At 62.2% G+C, this 19,994-nt stretch carries 19 protein-coding genes and 1 tRNA gene; 17 read left to right on the top strand and 3 right to left on the bottom strand.

The window, feature by feature from the left end; genetic code table 11:
• Positions 1-6: 6 nt before the first annotated feature.
• From nuoF to EDE12_RS20435, 16 genes are all read left to right on the top strand, one after another.
• A complete protein-coding gene (nuoF, locus tag EDE12_RS20510) occupies positions 7-1,311 on the top strand; it encodes an NADH-quinone oxidoreductase subunit NuoF (protein WP_024879550.1) in 1,305 nt (434 codons plus the stop codon).
• A gap of 9 nt (positions 1,312-1,320) precedes the next feature.
• Positions 1,321-3,384: an NADH-quinone oxidoreductase subunit NuoG gene (gene nuoG / locus EDE12_RS20505; RefSeq protein WP_026598372.1), complete on the top strand. Its 2,064-nt coding sequence runs from the start codon at positions 1,321-1,323 to the stop codon at positions 3,382-3,384.
• A gap of 10 nt (positions 3,385-3,394) precedes the next feature.
• Entirely contained in the window at positions 3,395-4,414 is a 1,020-nt protein-coding gene (gene nuoH, locus EDE12_RS20500; RefSeq protein WP_024879552.1) for an NADH-quinone oxidoreductase subunit NuoH, read from the top strand.
• 12 nt (positions 4,415-4,426) lie between these two features.
• Entirely contained in the window at positions 4,427-4,915 is a 489-nt protein-coding gene (gene nuoI, locus EDE12_RS20495; RefSeq protein ID WP_024879553.1) for an NADH-quinone oxidoreductase subunit NuoI, read from the top strand.
• A gap of 49 nt (positions 4,916-4,964) precedes the next feature.
• Entirely contained in the window at positions 4,965-5,567 is a 603-nt protein-coding gene (locus tag EDE12_RS20490) for an NADH-quinone oxidoreductase subunit J (protein ID WP_024879554.1), read from the top strand.
• A 13-nt stretch (positions 5,568-5,580) separates the two neighbouring features.
• Complete coding sequence (gene nuoK / locus EDE12_RS20485) at positions 5,581-5,889, top strand: NADH-quinone oxidoreductase subunit NuoK (protein WP_018265958.1); 309 nt, start codon at positions 5,581-5,583, stop codon at positions 5,887-5,889.
• 6 nt (positions 5,890-5,895) lie between these two features.
• Positions 5,896-7,941, top strand: coding sequence for an NADH-quinone oxidoreductase subunit L (gene nuoL, locus EDE12_RS20480; protein WP_026598373.1), 2,046 nt, complete (start codon positions 5,896-5,898; stop codon positions 7,939-7,941).
• Positions 7,941-9,452 carry an NADH-quinone oxidoreductase subunit M gene (locus EDE12_RS20475; protein ID WP_026598374.1) on the top strand — a complete coding sequence of 504 codons (1,512 nt, stop codon included), beginning with the start codon at positions 7,941-7,943 and terminating at the stop codon, positions 9,450-9,452. Before nuoL ends, EDE12_RS20475 begins: the two co-directional genes overlap by 1 nt.
• A 13-nt stretch (positions 9,453-9,465) precedes the next feature.
• A complete protein-coding gene (gene nuoN / locus EDE12_RS20470) occupies positions 9,466-10,899 on the top strand; it encodes an NADH-quinone oxidoreductase subunit NuoN (RefSeq protein ID WP_026598375.1) in 1,434 nt (477 codons plus the stop codon).
• Positions 10,900-10,904: 5 nt separating this feature from the next.
• On the top strand, positions 10,905-11,708 hold the full coding sequence (locus EDE12_RS20465) for a biotin--[acetyl-CoA-carboxylase] ligase (protein WP_026598376.1): 804 nt from the start codon (positions 10,905-10,907) through the stop codon (positions 11,706-11,708).
• On the top strand, positions 11,705-13,375 hold the full coding sequence (locus EDE12_RS20460; protein ID WP_026598377.1) for a ribonuclease J: 1,671 nt from the start codon (positions 11,705-11,707) through the stop codon (positions 13,373-13,375). The genes EDE12_RS20465 and EDE12_RS20460 overlap by 4 nt, the downstream gene beginning before the upstream one ends.
• A gap of 40 nt (positions 13,376-13,415) precedes the next feature.
• A complete protein-coding gene (gene mce, locus EDE12_RS20455) occupies positions 13,416-13,820 on the top strand; it encodes a methylmalonyl-CoA epimerase (RefSeq protein ID WP_024879560.1) in 405 nt (134 codons plus the stop codon).
• 47 nt (positions 13,821-13,867) lie between these two features.
• Positions 13,868-14,101, top strand: a complete 234-nt coding sequence (locus EDE12_RS20450) for a DUF1467 family protein (RefSeq protein WP_024879561.1) — start codon at positions 13,868-13,870, stop codon at positions 14,099-14,101.
• Between the two features lie 116 nt (positions 14,102-14,217).
• Positions 14,218-14,293: transfer RNA gene (locus EDE12_RS20445), tRNA-Lys, on the top strand.
• A 173-nt stretch (positions 14,294-14,466) separates the two neighbouring features.
• Positions 14,467-14,775 (top strand): hypothetical protein, encoded by a 309-nt coding sequence (locus EDE12_RS20440; RefSeq protein WP_026598378.1) that lies wholly within the window; start codon positions 14,467-14,469, stop codon positions 14,773-14,775.
• The gene (locus EDE12_RS20435; protein ID WP_026598379.1) at positions 14,772-14,984 is read left to right on the top strand and encodes a type II toxin-antitoxin system HicA family toxin; all 213 of its coding nucleotides are present in this window, start codon (positions 14,772-14,774) and stop codon (positions 14,982-14,984) included. The genes EDE12_RS20440 and EDE12_RS20435 overlap by 4 nt, the downstream gene beginning before the upstream one ends.
• A gap of 252 nt (positions 14,985-15,236) precedes the next feature.
• On the opposite strand, the gene EDE12_RS20430 is transcribed toward EDE12_RS20435, so the two are convergent.
• Positions 15,237-15,989, bottom strand: a complete 753-nt coding sequence (locus EDE12_RS20430) for a hypothetical protein (RefSeq protein ID WP_198029878.1) — start codon at positions 15,987-15,989, stop codon at positions 15,237-15,239.
• Positions 15,990-16,069: 80 nt separating this feature from the next.
• Between EDE12_RS20430 and EDE12_RS20425 the strand changes: the two genes are divergently transcribed.
• Positions 16,070-16,894, top strand: a complete 825-nt coding sequence (locus EDE12_RS20425; RefSeq protein ID WP_026598380.1) for a hypothetical protein — start codon at positions 16,070-16,072, stop codon at positions 16,892-16,894.
• 213 nt (positions 16,895-17,107) lie between these two features.
• On the opposite strand, the gene EDE12_RS20420 is transcribed toward EDE12_RS20425, so the two are convergent.
• Together EDE12_RS20420 and EDE12_RS20415 are read right to left on the bottom strand one after the other, a co-directional pair.
• Positions 17,108-19,408 carry an AAA family ATPase gene (locus EDE12_RS20420; protein WP_084768479.1) on the bottom strand — a complete coding sequence of 767 codons (2,301 nt, stop codon included), beginning with the start codon at positions 19,406-19,408 and terminating at the stop codon, positions 17,108-17,110.
• Between the two features lie 154 nt (positions 19,409-19,562).
• The gene (locus tag EDE12_RS20415) at positions 19,563-19,898 is read right to left on the bottom strand and encodes a hypothetical protein (RefSeq protein ID WP_134188274.1); all 336 of its coding nucleotides are present in this window, start codon (positions 19,896-19,898) and stop codon (positions 19,563-19,565) included.
• Between the last annotated feature and the right edge of the window lie 96 nt (positions 19,899-19,994).

Here is a 19,994-nt window from a genome sequence, read left to right as displayed (position 1 = left end):
CGACCAATGCTCGCCGATAAGGACCGCATCTTCACAAATCTCTACGGCATAGGCGACAAGAGCCTCGCCGGAGCCCGCTCGCGCGGCGCCTGGGACAACACCAAGGCGCTGCTGGAGCTCGGCCGCGACAAGATCATTCAGGAAATGAAGGATTCGGGGCTGCGCGGACGCGGCGGCGCCGGCTTCTCCACCGGCCTGAAATGGTCCTTCATGCCGAAGACGCCGGACCCCTTGCGTCCCTCCTATCTCGTCATCAACGCCGACGAGTCGGAGCCGGGCACCTGCAAGGACCGCGAGATCATGCGCAATGATCCGCAGACGCTGATCGAGGGCGCGCTGATCGCCTCCTTCGCCATGGGCGCGCACGCCTCCTACATCTATGTGCGCGGCGAGTTCATCGCCGAGCGCATCGCGCTGCAGAAGGCGATCGACGAGGCCTATGACGCCAAGCTCATCGGCAAGGACAATATTCACGGCTATCCCTTCGATCTCTACGTCCATCACGGCGCCGGCGCCTATATCTGCGGCGAGGAGACGGCGCTGATCGAGAGCCTCGAAGGCAAGAAGGGCATGCCGCGGCTGAAGCCGCCGTTCCCGGCCAATGTCGGCCTCTACGGCTGCCCGACGACGGTCAATAATGTCGAATCCATCGCCGTCGCGCCGACGATTCTACGCCGCGGCGCGAGCTGGTTCGCCGGCATCGGCAAGCCCAACAACACGGGCACCAAGCTCTTTTCCATCTCCGGCCATGTGAACAAGCCGTGCAATGTGGAAGAGGCCATGTCCATTCCCTTCCGCGAGCTGATCGACCGCCATTGCGGCGGCGTGCGCGGCGGCTCGGACAATCTGCTCGCCGTCATTCCTGGCGGTTCTTCCGTGCGGCTCGTGCCGGCCGATCAGATCATCGACTGTCCGATGGATTTCGACAGCCTCGTCAAGCTCGGCTCCGGCCTCGGCACGGCGGCGGTCATCGTCATGGACAAGTCGACCGACATCATCCGCGCCATCGCCCGCATCTCTTATTTCTACAAGCATGAGAGCTGCGGCCAGTGCACGCCCTGCCGCGAAGGCACGGGCTGGATGTGGCGCGTCGTCACCCGCATGGCGGAAGGCCGCGCTCACAAGCGCGAGATCGACATGCTGTTCGACGTGTCGAAGCAGATCGAAGGCCATACGATCTGCGCGCTCGGCGACGCGGCGGCCTGGCCGATCCAGGGTCTCATCAATCATTTCCGTGGCGAAATCGAGAAGCGCATCGATCGTTATGCGGCCAATCCGCATCCCGATCCGGTGCGCGTGGCGGCGGAGTAAGGCATTCCAATGACCAGAATTCTCGTCGATGGCGTCGAGGTCGATGTTCCGGCCGAATATACGCTGCTGCAGGCCTGCGAGGAGGCCGGCGCCGAGGTGCCGCGCTTCTGCTTTCACGAGCGTCTGTCGATCGCCGGCAATTGCCGCATGTGCCTCGTTGAGGTGAAAGGCGGCCCGCCGAAGCCGCAGGCCTCCTGCGCCGTCGCCGTGAAGGATTTGCGTCCGGGACCGGACGGCGCGCCGCCGGAAGTCTTCACCAAGACTCCGATGGTGAAGAAGGCGCGCGAAGGCGTGATGGAGTTCCTGCTCGTCAATCATCCGCTCGACTGTCCGATCTGCGATCAGGGCGGCGAATGTGATTTGCAGGATCAGGCGCTCGCCTTCGGTGGCGACAGCTCGCGCTATGCCGAGAATAAGCGCGCGGTCGAGGACAAATATATCGGCCCGCTCGTCAAGACGGCGATGACCCGCTGCATCCATTGCACCCGCTGCGTGCGTTTCACGGCGGAGATCGCCGGCACCAGCGACATGGGCGCGGTCGGCCGCGGCGAGGATATGGAGATCACCACCTATCTGCAGACGGCGATGACGTCGGAGCTGCAGGGCAATGTGACCGATCTCTGTCCCGTAGGCGCGCTTCTGCCCAAGCCGCAGAATTTCCGCGCCCGCCCATGGGAGTATCAGAAGACCGAGACCATCGACGTGCAGGATGCGCTGGGTTCGGCGATCCGCGTCGACGCCCGCGGCCGCGAGGTGATCCGCATTCTGCCGCGCCTCAATGAGGCGGTGAATGAGGAGTGGATCTCCGACAAGACGCGACAGGTCGTCGATGGGCTGAAGGCGCAGCGCCTCGACCGTCCCTATATTCGCGAGAATGGACGCCTGCGTCCCGCCAGCTGGCAGGAGGCGCTCGCCGCCGTCGCCGCCAAGACCAAGGCGACGAAAGCCGAGAAGATCGGCGCCCTTGTCGGCGATCTCGCGGCGCTCGAGGAAATCTTCGCGCTGAAGCTTCTCGTCGAGGGGCTGGGAAGCGCCAATCTCGACGCGCGCCAGGACGGGACCAAGCTCGATCCACGCTTCGGTCGCGCCTCCTATCTCTTCAACGCCACCATTGCCGGCGTCGACGAGGCGGATTCGCTGCTGATCGTCGGCTCCAATCCGCGCAAGGAAGCGCCCGTGCTCAATGCGCGCATCCGCAAGCGCTGGCTGAAGGGCCATTTCCCTATCTCGGTGATCGGCGAACAGGCCGATCTGACCTATGATTATGATTATCTCGGCGCCGGTCCCGACGCTCTGGCGCGCTTCGTCGAAAGCGCGCCGACGGGCTCCGCCAAGCGCCTCGTGCTGATCGGTCAGGGCGCGCTGGCGCGTCCCGACGGCCGCGCCATTCTGGCGCTCGCCGCTCAGGCCGCCAAGAAGCACGGCGGTTTGTCCGATGCTTGGAACGGCTTCAGCGTGCTGCATACGGCGGCGTCGCGCGTCGGCGCGCTCGATCTCGGCTTCACGCCGGGGCAGGGCGGTCTCGATGCGGCGGACATAGCGAAGGCCGGCGCGCTCGATCTCGTCTTCAATCTCGGCGCCGATGAGATCGCCATCGAGCCGGGCGCCTTCGTCGTCTATATCGGCACGCATGGCGACAAGGGCGCGCATCGCGCCGACGTCATTCTCCCGGGCGCGGCCTATACGGAAAAGTTCGGCCTCTATGTGAACACGGAAGGCCGTGTGCAGGAGGCGCTGCGCGCGACCTTCCCGCCGGGCGACGCCCGCGAGGATTGGGCGATCCTGCGCGCTCTCTCCGGCGCTCTCGGCGCGCCGCTGCCCTTCGATTCGCAAAAGCAGCTGCGCGCCAAGCTCGGCGAGGCGCATCCGCATCTTCTGCGGCTGGACCAGATCGGCTCCGCCTCGGCGGCCGATCTCGAGGCGGTGGCGCTGCAGCCGGCGACCGCGTGGAAGGATGATTTCGCGCCTGCGATCACGGATTTCTATCTCACCAATCCGATCGCGCGCGCCTCGGCCACAATGGCGGAATGTTCGGCGCTGGCGCTGGATCGACTGAAGCAAGCGGCGGAATAGGAGCAAGGACGTGATCGACGGCTGGCTGCTGAACCTTCTCCTGATCATCGTGAAGAGCGTCGTTCTGACGGTCGTTCTGCTGGTCTATCTCGCCTATGCGATCTACATCGACCGCAAGGTCTGGGCCGCCGTGCAGCTGCGCCGCGGACCCAATGTCGTCGGACCCTGGGGCTTGCTCCAGAGCTTCGCCGACATGCTCAAATTCGTGCTCAAGGAGCCGGTGATCCCGGACACGGCCAATAAGGGCGTGTTCCTGCTCGCGCCTTTCGTCACGGCCATGCTCGCCGTCGCCGCCTGGGCGGTCATCCCCGTCAATGACGGCTGGGCGGTCGCCGATCTCAACGTCGGCATTCTCTATATTTTCGCCATCTCCTCGCTCGGCGTCTATGGCATCATCATGGCCGGCTGGGCGTCGAACTCCAAATATCCCTTCCTGTCGGCGCTGCGCTCGGCCGCGCAAATGGTGTCCTACGAAGTCTCGATCGGCTTCGTCATCATCACCGTTCTGCTCTGCGCCGGCTCGCTCAATCTCACCGAGATCGTGCGCGCGCAGGATTCGCAATACGGCATTCTCGGCTGGTATTGGCTGCGCCTTCTGCCGATGTTCATCATCTTCTTCATCTCGGCGCTGGCCGAGACGAACCGCCCGCCTTTCGACCTGGTGGAAGCCGAGTCGGAGCTGGTGGCGGGCTTCATGATCGAATATTCGGCGACGCCCTACATGCTGTTCATGCTCGGCGAATATGTGGCGATCCTGACCATGTGCGCTCTGCTGACGATCCTCTTCTTCGGCGGCTGGCTGCCGCCGGTGAATATCGCGCCCTTCACCCTGATCCCGGGCGTGATCTGGTTCGTCCTCAAGGTCACATTCTTCTTCTTCTTCTTCGCCATGGTGAAGGCCTTCGTGCCGCGTTATCGCTACGACCAGCTCATGCGGCTCGGCTGGAAGGTTTTTCTGCCCATCTCGCTCGTCATGGTCATCGTCGTCGCCGGCATTCTGCAATTCGCCGGCTCGGCGGGCGCGAACTAAGGGAGTGACGTCATGAAGCTCGATCAAGCGGCCAAGTCGCTCTTCCTCACCGAGTTCATCGCGGCCTTCTTTTTGTCGATGCGCTACTTCTTCAAGCCGAAGGCGACGCTCAACTATCCGCATGAGAAGAACCCGATCTCGCCGCGCTTTCGCGGCGAGCATGCGCTGCGTCGCTATCCCAATGGCGAGGAGCGTTGCATCGCCTGCAAGCTCTGCGAGGCGATCTGCCCGGCGCAGGCCATCACCATCGAGGCCGGTCCGCGCCGCAATGACGGCACCCGCCGCACGACGCGCTACGACATCGACATGGTGAAATGCATCTATTGCGGCTTCTGTCAGGAGGCCTGCCCGGTCGACGCCATCGTCGAGGGGCCGAACCAGGAGTTTGCCGTCGAGACGCGCGAGGAGCTCTACTACAATAAGGAGCGCCTGCTCGAGAATGGCGCGCGCTGGGAGCGCGAGATCGCGCGCAACATCGCGCTCGACGCCCCTTATCGCTGAGAACGCACGAGAGCCGGACGCAACGAGACGCTCGAGAGAGGACGACAAAGTGGCTGTGGCATTCTTCTATCTTTTCTCGGCGGTGCTGATCGCATCGGCTTTCGCGGTGATCGTCTCGCGCAATCCGGTTCATTCGGTGCTCTTTCTCATCCTCGCCTTCGTCAATGGCGCGGGGCTCTTCCTGCTCGCCGGGGCCGAATTCCTCGCCATGATCCTCGTCGTCGTCTATGTCGGCGCGGTCGCTGTGCTGTTCCTCTTCGTGGTGATGATGCTGGACGTCGATTTCGCCGAGCTGCGTCAGGGCTTCAGCAAGCATCTGCCGGTCGGGGCCGCCGTCGGGGCCGTGGTGCTCGGCGAGCTCGGCCTCGTCGCGCTCGGCTGGCAGAGCGCGCCCGGCGCGAAAGAGGCCGCCGCAGCGCCGATCATCGCTGGCGTGTCCAACACGGCGGCGCTCGGCCAAGTGCTCTACACGAAATATTTCCTGTTCTTCCAGGCTTCGGCGCTGGTGCTGCTCACCGCCATGATCGGCGCGATCGTGCTGACGCTGCATCACCGTCCCGGCGTCAAGCGTCAGAAGATCGAGGAGCAGAACGCGCGCACGCGCGACAATGTCATCGAGATCAAGAAAGTGCCCTCGCGGGCGGGCGTCTGAGGGGATCGCAGCAATGGTCGTCGACCTCACCCATTATCTCGTCGTCTCGGCGATCGTGTTCACGCTCGGCGTCGCCGGCATCATCCTCAACCGCAAGAACATCATCATCATCTTGATGTCGGTCGAGCTGATCCTCCTCGCAGTGAACATCAACCTCGTGGCCTTCTCGGCCTCGCTCGGCGATCTGACCGGCCAGGTCTTCGCTCTGTTCATCCTCACGGTGGCGGCGGCGGAGGCGGCCATCGGCCTCGCCATTCTCGTCACCTATTTCCGCAACCGCGGCACGATCGCGGTCGAGGACATCAACTCTCTGAAGGGCTGAGCGCCGATGATCCAAGCAATCGTCTTTCTGCCGCTCATCGGCTTTCTCATCGCGGGCATTTTCGGACGGCGCATCGGCGCGCGGGCGTCCGAGCTCGTGACGACGACGCTGCTGTTCATCGCCTGCGGCTTTTCCTGGATCGAGTTTTTCGATGTCGCGCTCGGCCACGGCCACGCCAGCGCGCCGGTGCTCGCCAATTGGTTCACCTCGGGCAAGCTCAGCGTCGATTGGGCCTTGCGCGTCGACTCGCTGACCGCGGTGATGCTCGTCGTCGTCACCAGCGTCTCCGCTCTCGTGCATTTCTACTCGATCGGCTACATGCACGAGGATCCGGATCGTCCGCGCTTCTTCGCCTATCTGTCGCTCTTCACCTTCGCCATGCTCTCGCTGGTGACGGCCGATAATCTCGTGCAGATGTTCTTCGGTTGGGAGGGCGTCGGTCTCGCCTCCTACCTCCTCATCGGCTTCTGGTATCAGAAGCCTTCGGCTAACGCCGCGGCCATCAAGGCCTTCGTCGTCAACCGCGTCGGCGATTTCGGCTTCGCGCTCGGCATTTTCCTCATCTTCCAGCTCACGCAATCCTTGAGCTTCGAGCAGGTGTTCGCCGCCGTTCCCGGCATAGCGGGCCATAAGATTCATGTGTTCGGCGCCGATTTCGACGCGTTGACGCTGGCGACCTTCCTGCTGTTCATCGGCGCGATGGGCAAGTCCGCGCAATTCCTGCTGCACACCTGGCTGCCGGACGCGATGGAAGGCCCGACCCCGGTCTCCGCCCTCATCCATGCCGCGACAATGGTGACCGCTGGCGTGTTCATGGTCGCGCGCCTGTCGCCGATCTTCGAATATGCGCCGGACACGCTCGCCTTCGTCACGCTGATCGGCGCGATCACCGCCTTTTTCGCGGCGACGATCGGCCTCGTGCAGAACGACATAAAGCGCGTCATCGCTTATTCGACCTGCTCGCAGCTCGGCTATATGTTCGTGGCGGAAGGCGTCGGCGCCTATTCGCTCGGCGTGTTCCATCTCTTCACCCACGCCTTCTTCAAGGCGCTGCTGTTCCTGGGCGCCGGCTCGGTCATCCATGCGATGCATCACGAGCAGGACATGCGGAACATGGGCGGGCTGTGGAACAAGATTCCCTTCACCTTCGCCATGATGACGATCGGCACTCTGGCGCTGACCGGCGTCGGCATTCCGGGGACGGAGCTCGGCTTCGCCGGCTTCTTCTCCAAGGACGCCATCATCGAGGCGGCCTTCGCCGCCGGCGAGCATCGCAGCGTCGCCTATCTCGCCTTTATCTCGACGGTGGTCGCGGCGGGCCTCACCTCCTTCTATTCGTGGCGTCTCGTCTTCATGACCTTCTTCGGCAAGGCGAAGGAGTCTCATGCGGACGCTCATGCCGCGCAAGGCCACAACGATCACGCGCATGCGGACGCCCATGGTCATGACGATCATGCCCATGACGATCATGGCCACGGCCATCATGCGCCGCACGAGTCGCCGATCGTCATGCTGATCCCGCTCGCTGTTCTGGCGGTGGGCGCGGTGGCGGCGGGCGCCGTGTTCATGGGCGATTTCGCCGGCCATGGCTATGACGAGTTCTGGAAGGGCGCGCTCTATACCGGCCACGACAATCACATTCTCCATGCCATGCATGAGATCCCGCATTGGGTGTCCTATGCCGCGACGGTGATGATGATCCTCGGCTTCCTCGGCGCTTTCTTCGTCTATCAGCTGGCGCCGGGCACGGCGCAGAAGATCGCGCACGCCTTCCCGCGGCTCTACCGCTTCCTGCTCAACAAATGGTATTTCGACGAGCTCTATGACGCGATCTTCGTGCGTCCCGCCTTCGCGCTCGGTCGGCTACTGTGGAAGGGCGGCGACGGCCGCATCATCGACGGGCTCGGCCCCGACGGCATTGCGGCGCGCGTCGTCGACGGCGCTCGCCTCGCGGTGAAGCTGCAGACCGGCTATGTCTATCACTACGCCTTCGCCATGCTGATCGGCGTCGCGGCGGTCGTCACCTGGTTCGTCGCAGGAGGTCTGCGCTGATGTTCGGCTTCGGCATTCTCACCGGCCTCACTTTTCTGCCGCTGGTCGGCGCGGCCTTCATCCTCACGCTGAAGGGCGAGAGCGAGGCGACGCTTCGCAACGCCAAATGGGCGGCGCTGCTGACGACGATCGTCGTCTTCCTGCTTTCGCTCGTCGTCTGGGGGCGTTTCGACACGGCGAGCGCCGCTTTCCAACTCGTCGAGGAGAGGGCCTGGTTCGGCGCCGGCCTCACCTATAAAATGGGCGTGGACGGCTTCTCCATTCCCTTCGTGCTGCTGACGACCTTCCTGACGCCCTTCGCCATTCTCGCCTCCTGGGAGTCGGTGAAGTTTCGGCTGAAGGAATATCTCGTCGCCTTCCTCGTCCTGGAGACGTTGATGATCGGCGTGTTCTGCGCGCTCGATCTCGTGCTCTTCTATCTCTTCTTCGAGGGCGGCCTCATTCCGATGTTCCTCATCATCGGCATTTGGGGCGGCAAGCGGCGCGTCTATGCGAGCTTCAAATTCTTCCTCTACACGCTCGCCGGCTCGCTGCTGATGCTCATCGCCATTCTGGCGATCTACGGCAAGACGGGCACGACGGACATCGCCATTCTGCTCGAGACGAAATTCCCGCCGTCGATGCAGATCTGGCTGTGGCTCGCCTTCTTCGCCTCCTTCGCGGTGAAGATGCCCATGTGGCCGGTCCACACCTGGCTGCCGGACGCCCACGTCGAGGCGCCGACCGCCGGCTCGGTGATCCTCGCCGCCATCCTTTTGAAAATGGGCGGCTATGGCTTCATCCGCTTCTCTCTGCCCATGTTCCCGGACGCGTCGGCCTATTTCGCGCCGCTCGTCTATGCGCTGTCGGTGATCGCGGTCATCTACACCTCGCTGGTCGCGCTGGTGCAGGAGGACATAAAGAAGCTCATCGCCTATTCGTCGATCGCGCATATGGGCTTCGTCACAATGGGCCTGTTCACGCTGACGACGCAGGGCGTGCAGGGCGCCATGTTCCTGATGATCTCGCATGGCTTCGTCTCCGGCGCGCTCTTCCTCTGCGTCGGCGTCATCTACGACCGCATGCATACGCGCGAGATCGCGGCCTATGGCGGCCTCGTCAATCGCATGCCGCTCTACGCCGTCACCTTCATGATCTTCACCATGGCGAATGTCGGCCTGCCGGGGACCTCCGGCTTCGTCGGCGAGTTTCTGACGCTCGCCGGGGCCTTCGTCGCCAATAGCTGGGTGGCGTTGTTCGCGACCTCGGGCGTCGTGCTGTCGGCGGCTTACGCGCTGTATCTCTACCGTCGCGTGGTCTTCGGCGCGCTCGAGAAGCCGTCGCTGCAGACGATCAGCGATCTCTCGGCGCGAGAGCTCGTCCTGTTCGTGCCGCTGATCGCGCTCACCCTCTATTACGGCGTGCGGCCGCAGCCGATCATCGACGCCTCGGCGGCCGCCGTCGCCAATCTCCTGCAATCTCACACGGCCCTGGCCAATGCGGCGCATGTCGTCGCCCAGGCCGCTCAATGATCGGTCGCTGACGATGTCGTTCTCAACCGCCCTCGCGCATCACTTCCTGCCGGAAACCATCCTCGCCCTCGGCGTATTGGCGCTGATCCTCATCGGCGCCTGGCGCGGGACGCGCGCCTTCGGCCTCGTCAACGAGCTCGCGGCGGGGCTGCTCGGCCTCGCCATTCTGGCGCTGTTCTTCGGCCAGACATCGGAAGCCTCGCTCTTCGAGGGCGCCTTCGTCGATGACGCTTTCGCGCGCTTCGTCAAAGTGCTGACGCTGGTCGGCTCGCTCGTCACTATATTGATGTCGCGCGATTATCTTCAGCGCGCCAAGCTCGGCAATTTCGAGTTTCCGGTGCTGGTGGTGCTGTCGACGATCGGCATGCTGCTGCTCGTCTCGGCTGATAATCTCATCGCGCTCTATCTCGGCATAGAGCTGATGTCGCTGGCGCTCTATGTCGTCGCCGCCTTCGATCGTGACGACGCCCGCGCCTCGGAAGCCGGCCTCAAATATTTCGTGCTCGGCGCTCTCTCCTCCGGCATGCTGCTCTATGGCGCCTCGCTGCTCTACGGCTTCTCGGGGACCATCTCCTTCGACGGCATCGCCAAGGCGATCACCGGCGCGCCGCCGCTCGGCGTGATTTTCGGCCTCGTCTTCGTGCTGGCCGGCCTCGCCTTCAAAATGTCGGCAGCGCCTTTCCATATGTGGACGCCGGACGTCTATGAGGGCGCGCCGACGCCGGTCACCGCCTTTTTCGCCTCGGCGCCGAAGATGGCCGCCGTGGCGATCACCGCGCGCATCGTCTTCACGGCCTTTCCGGGCATTGTCGGGCAGTGGCAGCAGATCGTGATCTTCCTCGCCATCGCCTCCATGCTGCTCGGCTCCTTTGCGGCGATCGGCCAGACCAGCATCAAGCGCCTCATGGCCTATTCCTCGATCGGCCATATGGGCTTCGCCCTGGTCGGCCTCGCCGCGGGCAATGAGGCGGGCGTGCGCGGCGTCGCCATCTATCTCGCCATTTATCTGGTGATGACGCTCGGCGCCTTCGCCGCCATTTTGCAGATGCGCGTCGAGGGTCGTCCGGTCGAGAAGATCAGCGATCTCTCGGGCCTCTCCCGCAATAATGGGACGGCGGCCTTCTTCCTCGCCATGCTGATGTTCTCGCTCGCGGGCGTGCCGCCGCTCGCCGGCTTCTTCGCGAAATATTACGTGCTGCTGGCGGCGGTGGACGCCGGGCTCTATCCGCTCGCCATCGTCGGCGTGCTGGCGAGCGCGATCTCCGCCTTCTATTATCTGCGCGTCGTCAAGGTGATCTATTTCGACGAGCCGGCGCCGGCCTTCGACCATTCGCCTCTGTCGCTGCGCGCGGTGCTCGCGGTTTCGACCTTGTTCGTGCTCGGCTTTTGGGTCTATCCGGCTCCCGTGGTGGAGGCCGCGACGGCTGCCGCCAAGTCGTTGTTCTGAGCCCGATGGAAGGCGCGAGGCTCGGCGACCACGCGCTCTCGCGCGGGGTTCGTCTCGAGATTTACGACGAGATCGACTCGACCAACGACGAAGCCAAGCGTCGCGCCGAGGCGGGCGACGCCGGTCCCTTGTGGATCGTCGCCGCGCGCCAGATCAAGGGCCGCGGCCGCCTCGGCCGCAGCTGGAGCTCGATGAGCGGAAATCTCCATGCGAGCCTGCTCGTCTCCGGCTTTGGGCCGGCGGCCCTCGCGCCGCAGCTCGGCTTCGCGGCCGGCCTCGCGACGATCGGCGCATTGATCGAGGCGACCGGCGCGGTCGATCGGCTCGCGCTGAAATGGCCGAATGACGTGCTGCTCGACGGCGAGAAGCTGGCCGGGATTCTTCTCGAGGGCGTCCAGCCTGCGGGGCAGGGGGCGCCCTTCGGCTGCGTCATCGGCATAGGGGTCAATTGCGTCGCCGCGCCGGCCGATCTGCCTTATCCGGCGTGCGATTTGTCGCGTTTGGGCGGTCCTGCGGCCGGCGCGCTCTTTGCTTTGCTCTCCGATAAAATGGCGGAGGCGCTCGCTCTCTGGGCGGGCGGCTCCGGATTTGCCGCTCTCCGCGAGCGCTGGCTCGGCCATGCGGCGGGATTGGGCGCGGAGATCGAGGCGCGTCTTCCGCGCGAGACGGTCTCTGGACGATTCGAGACCATAGACGCCGACGGACGCCTGATTATTTCCACCCGCAGCGGCCGTCGCGCCATAGAAGCGGGAGACATCTTCTTGCCGGCCCTCGCGGCGGCCCGGCCCGAGCCGGAGCGTGGCCGATGAACGAGGAAGTGAGCGAATTCGTCTTTGCGCCTTTGGGCGGTCTCGGCGAGATCGGCATGAACGCCGCTCTCTACGGCTTCGGCCCGCCCAAGACGCGTAAATGGCTTATGGTCGATTGCGGCTTGGCCTTTCCCGGCCCGGAGCTGCCGGGCGTCGATCTGCTGATGCCGGACGTCACGTTTGTGGAAAAGATCCGCCGCGATCTGGTCGGGTTGGTCATCACCCACGCCCATGAGGACCACATCGGAGCGCTCTCCTTCCTCTGGCCCAAGCTCGGCTGCACCGTCTATGCGACGCGTTTCGCCGCGAGCCTGCTGGAGGCGCGCCGTCTGCAGGAGGCGGGCGCGCCCAATATCAAGGTCGTCACCGTGGCGACGGGCCAGCGTCTCGATATCGGTCCCTTCGACGTCGAATTCGTCGCTGTCGCGCATTCGATCCCGGAGGCCAATGCGCTCGCGATCCGCACGCCGCTCGGCCTCGCCATTCATACGGGCGATTGGAAGATCGACCCCGAGCCCGGCGTCGGCCATCGCATCGACGCGGCGCGGCTGACGGCGCTCGGCGACGAGGGCGTCGACGCGCTCATCTGCGACTCCACCAATATTCTGCGCGAGGGCGACAGCTTCTCCGAGAGCGATGTGGCGCAGACGCTGCGCAAGCTCATCGGCGACGCCAAGGAGCGCGTGCTGGTGACGACCTTCGCCTCCAATGTCGCGCGCATCCGCGCCGTGGCGGAGGCGGCGCAGGCGGCCGGACGCAGCGTCGTTGTCGCCGGCCGCGCCATGGAGCGCGTCATTCAGGTCTCGCGCGAATGCGGCTTTCTCGACGGCCTGCCGCCATTTCTCTCGCTCGACATGTTCACCGCCTTGCCGCGCGACAAGATCGTGGTGCTGGCGACCGGCAGCCAGGGCGAGCCGCGCGCCGCAATGGCCCGCGTCGCCGAGAAAGAGCATCCGGTCATCAAGCTCGTCTCCGGCGATACGGTCATCTTTTCCTCGCGCGCCATTCCGGGCAACACGCGCGAGGTGCATCGCGTCGTCAACAAGCTCTGCGACCAGGGCGTCGAGGTCATCACCGATCACGACCATCTCGTCCATTGCTCCGGCCATCCGCGTCGCGGCGAGGTCGCCCAGCTCTATGATTGGGTGCGGCCGCGCATATCGGTGCCGGCGCATGGCGAGGGGCATCATCTCTCCGTCCATGCGGCCTTCGCGAAGGCGCGCGGGGTGGAGCGCACCATCGGCGCCCGCAATGGCGACATTGTGCGGCTGTTTCCGGGGGAGCCCGGCGTCGTCGGCAAGGCGCCGACCGGCCGCCTGCTCAAGGACGGCGACGTGCTCGTCTCGGAGGATGACGGCGCCGTGCGCGAGCGCGCGCGGCTGAGCTTCTCCGGCGTGGTGTCGCTGGCGCTCGCCATCGACAAGCGCGGCGATCTCGTCGGCGATCCCGATGTGCTGATCTCCGGCCTGCCCAAGAAGGGGCGCGACGGCGTGGATATGGGCGAGGTGGTGGATGACGCCATCTTCCGCACCTTCGACAATCTGCCGCGGCAGAAGCGGCGGGATTTCGACGCCGCCGCGACGGCGGTCGAGCGCGCCGTGCGAGCCAGCGTCAATGCGGTGTGGGGCAAGAAACCGCAAGTGCATGTATTGATCATCGAGGCGTGATGACGCATTTAGGTCTCTGGAGAAATTTCAGGGAAACGTCATGATCGGACGCTTGAATCATGTGGCCATCGCCGTCTCGGACCTCGCGGCGGCGACGGCGACATATAAAAATACGCTCGGCGCCAAGGTCTCCGAGCCGGAGTCTCTTCCCGAGCACGGCGTCACGGTCGTCTTCGTCGAGCTGCCCAACACCAAGATCGAGCTGCTGCAGCCGCTCGGCGAAGGATCGCCGATCGCCGGCTTCGTCGCCAAAAATCCGGCCGGCGGCATTCATCATCTCTGCTATGAGGTGGATGATATTCTGACGGCGCGCGACCAGCTGAAAGCCTCCGGCGCGCGCGTGCTGGGCGATGGCGAGCCGAAGATCGGCGCCCATGGCAAGCCGGTGCTCTTCCTGCATCCGAAGGATTTCAACGGGGCCTTGGTCGAGCTCGAGCAGGCCTGAATGAGCGAGGGCCAACAGGCCCGGCGCAAGGTCGAGGAGCGCGGATTTTGCCATTTACGACGCCGCTCGCCGTAGCGATCTACCTCACGATATGGTGGATCGTGCTGTTCGCGATCCTTCCTTTCGGCGTCCGCTCCTCGGAAGAGGAGGACGACACGCCGACGGGAGGGGATCCGGGCGCGCCCGTGGCCCCCAAGCTGTGGATCAAGGCTGTTGTGACGACGATCGTCTCGGCGATCTTGTTCTGGCTCTTCGTGCTCTATGTGAAATGGATGGCCTGAGGAGCGATCCGCTCGAGCCGGGGTTGACCGGCCCCTCGCCAACAGGTAGGGGTCGAGCCGCCGGGGTCACGACGAACCGCGCGGGCTCGCCCTGCGATTCGAAGCGGCATTCCAGCGAGCGCGTAGCTCAGTCGGTAGAGCATCTGACTTTTAATCAGAGGGTCATGGGTTCGAGTCCCATCGCGCTCACCATTTAAATCAATAGCTTATGCAGCTATTGGCAAGGGTGAGGATAGAGTCTGTCGCGCCGTGTCGCCACCATGTCGCCACGGGCGAGGAAATCACCGCACTGATAGCTTCACGACGATAGGCGCGGCGCTAACTCCCGTGGTACGAGCCGCGGCTCGTCTCGGAAAGGGTCGAAGATGCGCGAAATCGTTTGCTTCGCCCACGGCCGTGCCGGCGAGTGGGAGGGGATATGCCTCGAATTCGACCTCGCCGTGCAAGGCAGCTCCTTCAATGAGGTCCAGGAAGCCCTCGAAGAAGCCGTCCGGGAATACATCGCCGCGGCCCGAGACGAAGACGACACCACGCGCGCCAAGCTGCTGAATCGCCATGCGCCGCTACTGGTCGAACTCGCCTGGACAGCTCGCGTCCTGCGGTCCGCATGGCGTCACCGGCGCGCGCGTGACGGCGACACGTCGGCTTCGTTCCCCGTGGCCTGTCCGGCGTGACATTCGACGCTTTCATTCGAATTTTGGAGTCCAACGGCTTCGTTCTTCATCGCCAAGGCAAGGGCTCGCACGCGATTTACCGCGGCGAAGTGCATGGCGAGGTTCGTCTCGTGACGATCGCCGCGCATCGAATGAGCGACGATATCAAGCCCGGCACATTGGCGTCGATGATTCGGCAGTCGGCCCTGCCGAAGAAGCTGTTCTGTTGAGCATCGGCGATCGGCTCAACGCCGCAGCGTCGTCACTGGCATCCATGCCGCAAGCCGATTGCCGAACTGACGGCGTGCCTTTTCGACGGCGGGAGTAACGGGCGATCGGTCGGCGCTCGAAACGAGAGTCCATCATGACGCGAGAGAGGAGTCCATCGCCGGGGCCGCCGGGCGATCGATTGGCCCCCCTTTTCGAAAATCGGTCGGCGGGGGTGGCGCAGAGCCCCGTTGAAAAATCCTTTTGGCGGCCCTTTATGCCTCTTCGCCACGACGGCCAACGGCAGATTCGAGAGGAGGCCGTTTCAAATACGCGGCGATAGCAGACTCTAGATCGACAGTTTCTGCCACATGGCCAAGATTTAGCAATGTGGACATGCTATACGTGGCGGGTAGAAAGCCGGTGTTTCGAGCAATTCTATAACGATCCCCGAGGCTCTCACCCACCAACTGTTGTACCGTGCTTGAATACAGCTCAGAGGTCAGCAAACGGAGGATGGGAGTAGCGCAATCCAATACCGCCTGACCGAACCCTACGGTCTCCGCGCGATCGGGAAACTTTCCCTTGTGGATAACATCGTTTCGTAACTTCATTTGATTCTGGGGCAATAGTTTCGGAACCTGTCCCGTCTCGATCAGATGTGCCGCGATGAACGCGCCGAGCTGTCGTTCTGAAAGATTTGCCAGGGTCTTCCATGCTGCTTTGTAAACCGCACCTTCGATACCGGACTTTCGACAAGTAGCTTCAATGAAAAATTCGTGCAAGCGCTCCAATGCCCCGATGAATGATGCGATAGCGTCGCGGTAGTAGCCATCCACGATTGCCTTTATTGCCATGTCCGAGAGAATCTCGAATTTCATTTGCTGTATGATTGTGAACGTACGATGCCCCTTTTCGCAGGTCATTTCAATCATGCCGTCATCAGGAATGCGTTTGAGTGCCAGCGTCAATAAATTGGGCTGTCCGCTTTCGACCTGACATTGCATGCAAATTGTGAGTATCTTCATTGCAAAGCTCGTTAGGGTGGATGGTTCAGGCGAATTCCGCACGGAACGACTAGTGGCATTGGCAAGGCGAGTGGTCAGCGATGTATCTTCCAAAACACTCCTATAAGGAAATTCGCGAAATTGTAATTGACATTATGCTCGATCCTGCGAGCAGCGAAGTCAATCAATTTCAAGCATTGCTTGAACATGTCGGCCGCAGGGTGGCACACAAACATAATGCCCCCGCGTTGCAGGGCGGCTTCAGTTACGCTGGAGCCGGTAGCCGTTTGGACTCCAATGACGCCGATCTAGTTCTAGAGATCGTGTGGGATTTATTTCGCCAGGGTATAATCACATTAGGGCTCAACTCTTCAAATCCCGGATGGCCCTTTTTGCGCCTCAGCCGCTTTGGACGTGAGACCGTCCAAGCTCAGAGCCCCTTTCGATTCCACGACGCGTCGGGGTTTTTGAAGGTTCTTCGAGCAGAGGTTCCGGACATTTCGTCCGAAGCACTCGCTTATCTAGAGGAGGCCGTTGCGGCGTTTTATTCCGACTGTTTGCTTGCAAGCTGCGTTATGTTGGGCGTTGCCTCCGAATTCGAATTTCTGAGGCTGATTGATGTAGCTACGAGCAGCAGCATCCACGGAGCAAGGTTTGCGCCCCTCAATAAGCTTCATTTCATCCGCCAGAAGATAACCAAGTTTCGAGACCAACTCCACCCCGTCCTCAACACCCTTCCAAACAGCGCAACAAAAGACCTCGATACCAATCTCGACGCGATCCAATCAGTTATTCGCATTGCCCGCAATGACGCTGGCCATCCGTCCGGCGCTCGACCACCATTACGCGAACAGGTCTATGTTTACCTGCAACTGTTTATCCCTTTTGCAAAGCAGCTTATGCGACTGCGCCAAGCGTTAGCGTGAAAGTTGCCCAGGGTCGGAATGTGACAATCGAACGGACGGAATGGAGTCTACGTCCGCGCGGCGACACGTCAGTGAAAATGTCACCAGAGGCATTTTTTATTCTACCATATTTTTCATGACCGAGGGCGGACAACCGACAGCCCCTATAGGGGGCTGTCCGGTGGTTGCCGCCTCCTTGGCGCTTTGTCCGATTCTTGTCCGCCCCTTGTCCGCTCACACACTGGAGACAGAGACTTTTTCGTCTTCGATCCTGATAAGTCCTTTCTTTACAAGGCTTTCCTTCAGACGACGAAACTCTCTCTCGAAACTCTCGACTGTCCGCAAGTTGTCCGCCCCTTGTCCGGGCTCGTTTGTGGCTCTTGTCCGCCTCTTGTCCGCAGGCCCGTTTGTAGTTCTTTGTGCCACGCAATTTTCCTGCATATTCATGCGGATTCGGCCACTTTTTTCGCGCGTATTTTGCCGCATTTGGCCGCTTTCTGCGTCGGGCCAGCCGGCCTTTTCGAGCGCGCTTCTCCATCTTCGGACGCTAATCCATACTGGCGTGGAGTCCTCTTCGTCGAAGTTGTATGGGGCGTCGTCGACAAGCCGTTGCAAGACTACTAAAGCGGCCATCTCTCGCGGGCTCACCCTTTCATCACCGAACACGATGCGAGAGGACGGCGCGACGACTGCCGACGTAATAGGGTTGCCGTCTTCGTCGCTGCGGTCGAGAGAGACTGTTTCGAGACTGTATCGCAGGGGCCTGAGACATTCGCCCTCTTTCTGCTTCGTCAGCTTGGCTTCGATCCTCGCCGCGCCATTCGCATTTTGTCCTACGACGATGGCGGTATCGACCGCGCCCAAGAGCGACGATGAACCGCGCATTCCTCTGCTCTTGTCTTTCCCCTCATGGTGGATAAGGCACAGATGCGCCCCTGTCCGCTTGCGCAGCAAATCGGCAGCATTAACGAGCGCTCCCATGTCACCGGCGGAATTCTCGTCTCCGCCGCCCATGGCGCGCGCCAGTGTGTCGATAACGATCATTCGAACCGGGAGGCCGAAGTGCTTGCTCGCGCGTTCGGCTGCGTCGGCGATTGCGGCAAGGGCTCGTTTGTCGTTTCGGATATCGAGCATTCCTTCGGCGAACACGATCGGGAGAGGGTTCAAATCTACGCCGTGGTGTTTACACCACGCCTCGGCGCGTTTGCGAATTCCGCTCATTCCTTCAAGCGCGATATAGATGGCGACGCCTCGCTTTACCTCCCGTTCGAACCAAGGCCAGCCGCGCGCGATATGAAGAGCGTTATCGAGTGCAAGAAATGTCTTGCTCGCGCCGGGCGGCCCGTAGATCGCCGAGAGCTGGCCCTCGAAAAGCCAATCCTTCACAAGGTAGGTAGCTTCGCGAATCTTGTTCAGGTCGCCAGCGTAGTGGAATTGCAGCGGCGAGCCTCGCTTTTGCTCCTCTGGCGAAGATTCGCGTTCGTCCTGCATATCAAATGAGGACTCTACCCTGCCATCGCCATAGACGTAGCCTTCCGGCCCGTGCCACCCCTCGCGCCGTGCGTGAAAGCGAATCGTCGCGCCGGTTACAAGAGTGTCGTGCTTATCCTTGATCGAATCCCACTTCCTGTCGGTCGTGTCGGCGTCATACTTATCCGATTTGCTGGAATAGTCGTGCGCCAGCTCACGCCCTTCTTCCGAGCCATCGCTTTCGAAATGAATCGCGCAAAGGCGGAAGAACCAAGGATCATAGTCCAATTCGTTGCTGCTGGCGTCGAGTGCGCTGCGCATAAGGTCTATGTCGCCGTTGAAAATCTTCACAGCGGCGGCGTCGCGAGCTGAAGGCTCCTTTCGGCGCTCATAGAGCGGCGCGAGATTTTCCGCCGGAACGAAAATGCGCCGGCCCCTCAGGATTCCATCGTCGAAGAAAGGCCGCCGCCGTCTATCCCACTCATAGGCGTGGCCTGTAACGGGGTGGATCGACGGCGGCAGCACGACTTGCACTCCCGAGCCGAATAACTCTGCCTCCCACTCATGCTTGCTGCCGATCATGCGTTTCGAACGGGCGATGGTCTTCTTTCGGAGCGGTTCGTCGCTCGTGAAATAGAGATGCTGTGATCCGCTGCCCGATCCTGATAGGACGCGCGGCGCATTTTCCAATTCAGGCATCACCTTGAAAACCGCGTCGTGCGCCTCTTTCACGCATCGGTCGGCTTCCTCGACATTTCGAATGTCCACGTCGACAACATGTATGTAGCGGCCGTCCTTCATGCACGAAGGTTCGCCAGTGCGCAGGCCAATGTTCACATCGCCAAACACTACTCGCCTCTTGGCGATGGCCCTTCCGACTTCCGCAGGCGACATGCGCGGTTTCTCGGTCCAGCCTGTCTCAATCGGCTTTTTGTCTCGCTCGCGAAGCAGCACGATCGCCGCGCCTTGTTCGGCGTAGCCGATGGCGGCTTCACGTATCGCGTCACGCAATCCCCCTGGAATCGCGTCCGAATTGCCGTTGCGTCGATTCGTCGTGTCGTGCATAATCGCCCCGCATCGTGTGGGTGTTTCGGGATGGTTTCGAGACTCTGTTACGTGGACACTGACGCATGCAGCCGAGGCGTTCGGGCAGACGCGATCGGCGAAGACTTCTGATCGGACCGAGATTTTGGGGCGGCGGGCTTATCGGCTCGCCGCTCTATCGTGCTCCCTCAATGCGCGTCGAGAGCATTTTGGACTCGACGCTACGCACGAGGATCGAAACACGTTCATCGCCACGCTCATTTCCAAGGTGCTGCATTGAATAGGCGTCCGCGAGGGCGAGCTTTTCCGCCGTTAGAACGTCGACGCCGCGGATTCGCCATTCTGAAATCAATTGAAGGCGGCGTCTCTCCCACACTGGGCGAAGCGGAGCATTACGCTCTTCTGACGGAAGCGTTTCCATCATCTTTTCGTATCCCTCCAAAAGACGCTTGATCTCACTCCTTGGAATCGCCCCCTGAGCCGAGAATTGATTTGGTTGATTGCTATTCATCCGTATCCCTCCGGCGGCGGCCGCCTGGCGTTGATTGCGGTTTTTGAGATAGCTGCCTGACAGGTGGCGCGATGATCGTGTCCGCTTCTATTACAA

Source organism: Methylosinus sp. sav-2 (assembly GCF_004366495.1).
Classification (GTDB): Bacteria; Pseudomonadota; Alphaproteobacteria; order Rhizobiales; family Beijerinckiaceae; genus Methylosinus.
The sequence above is the reverse complement of the archived record's forward strand: the minus strand, read 5'-3'. Positions and strand labels throughout refer to the sequence as shown.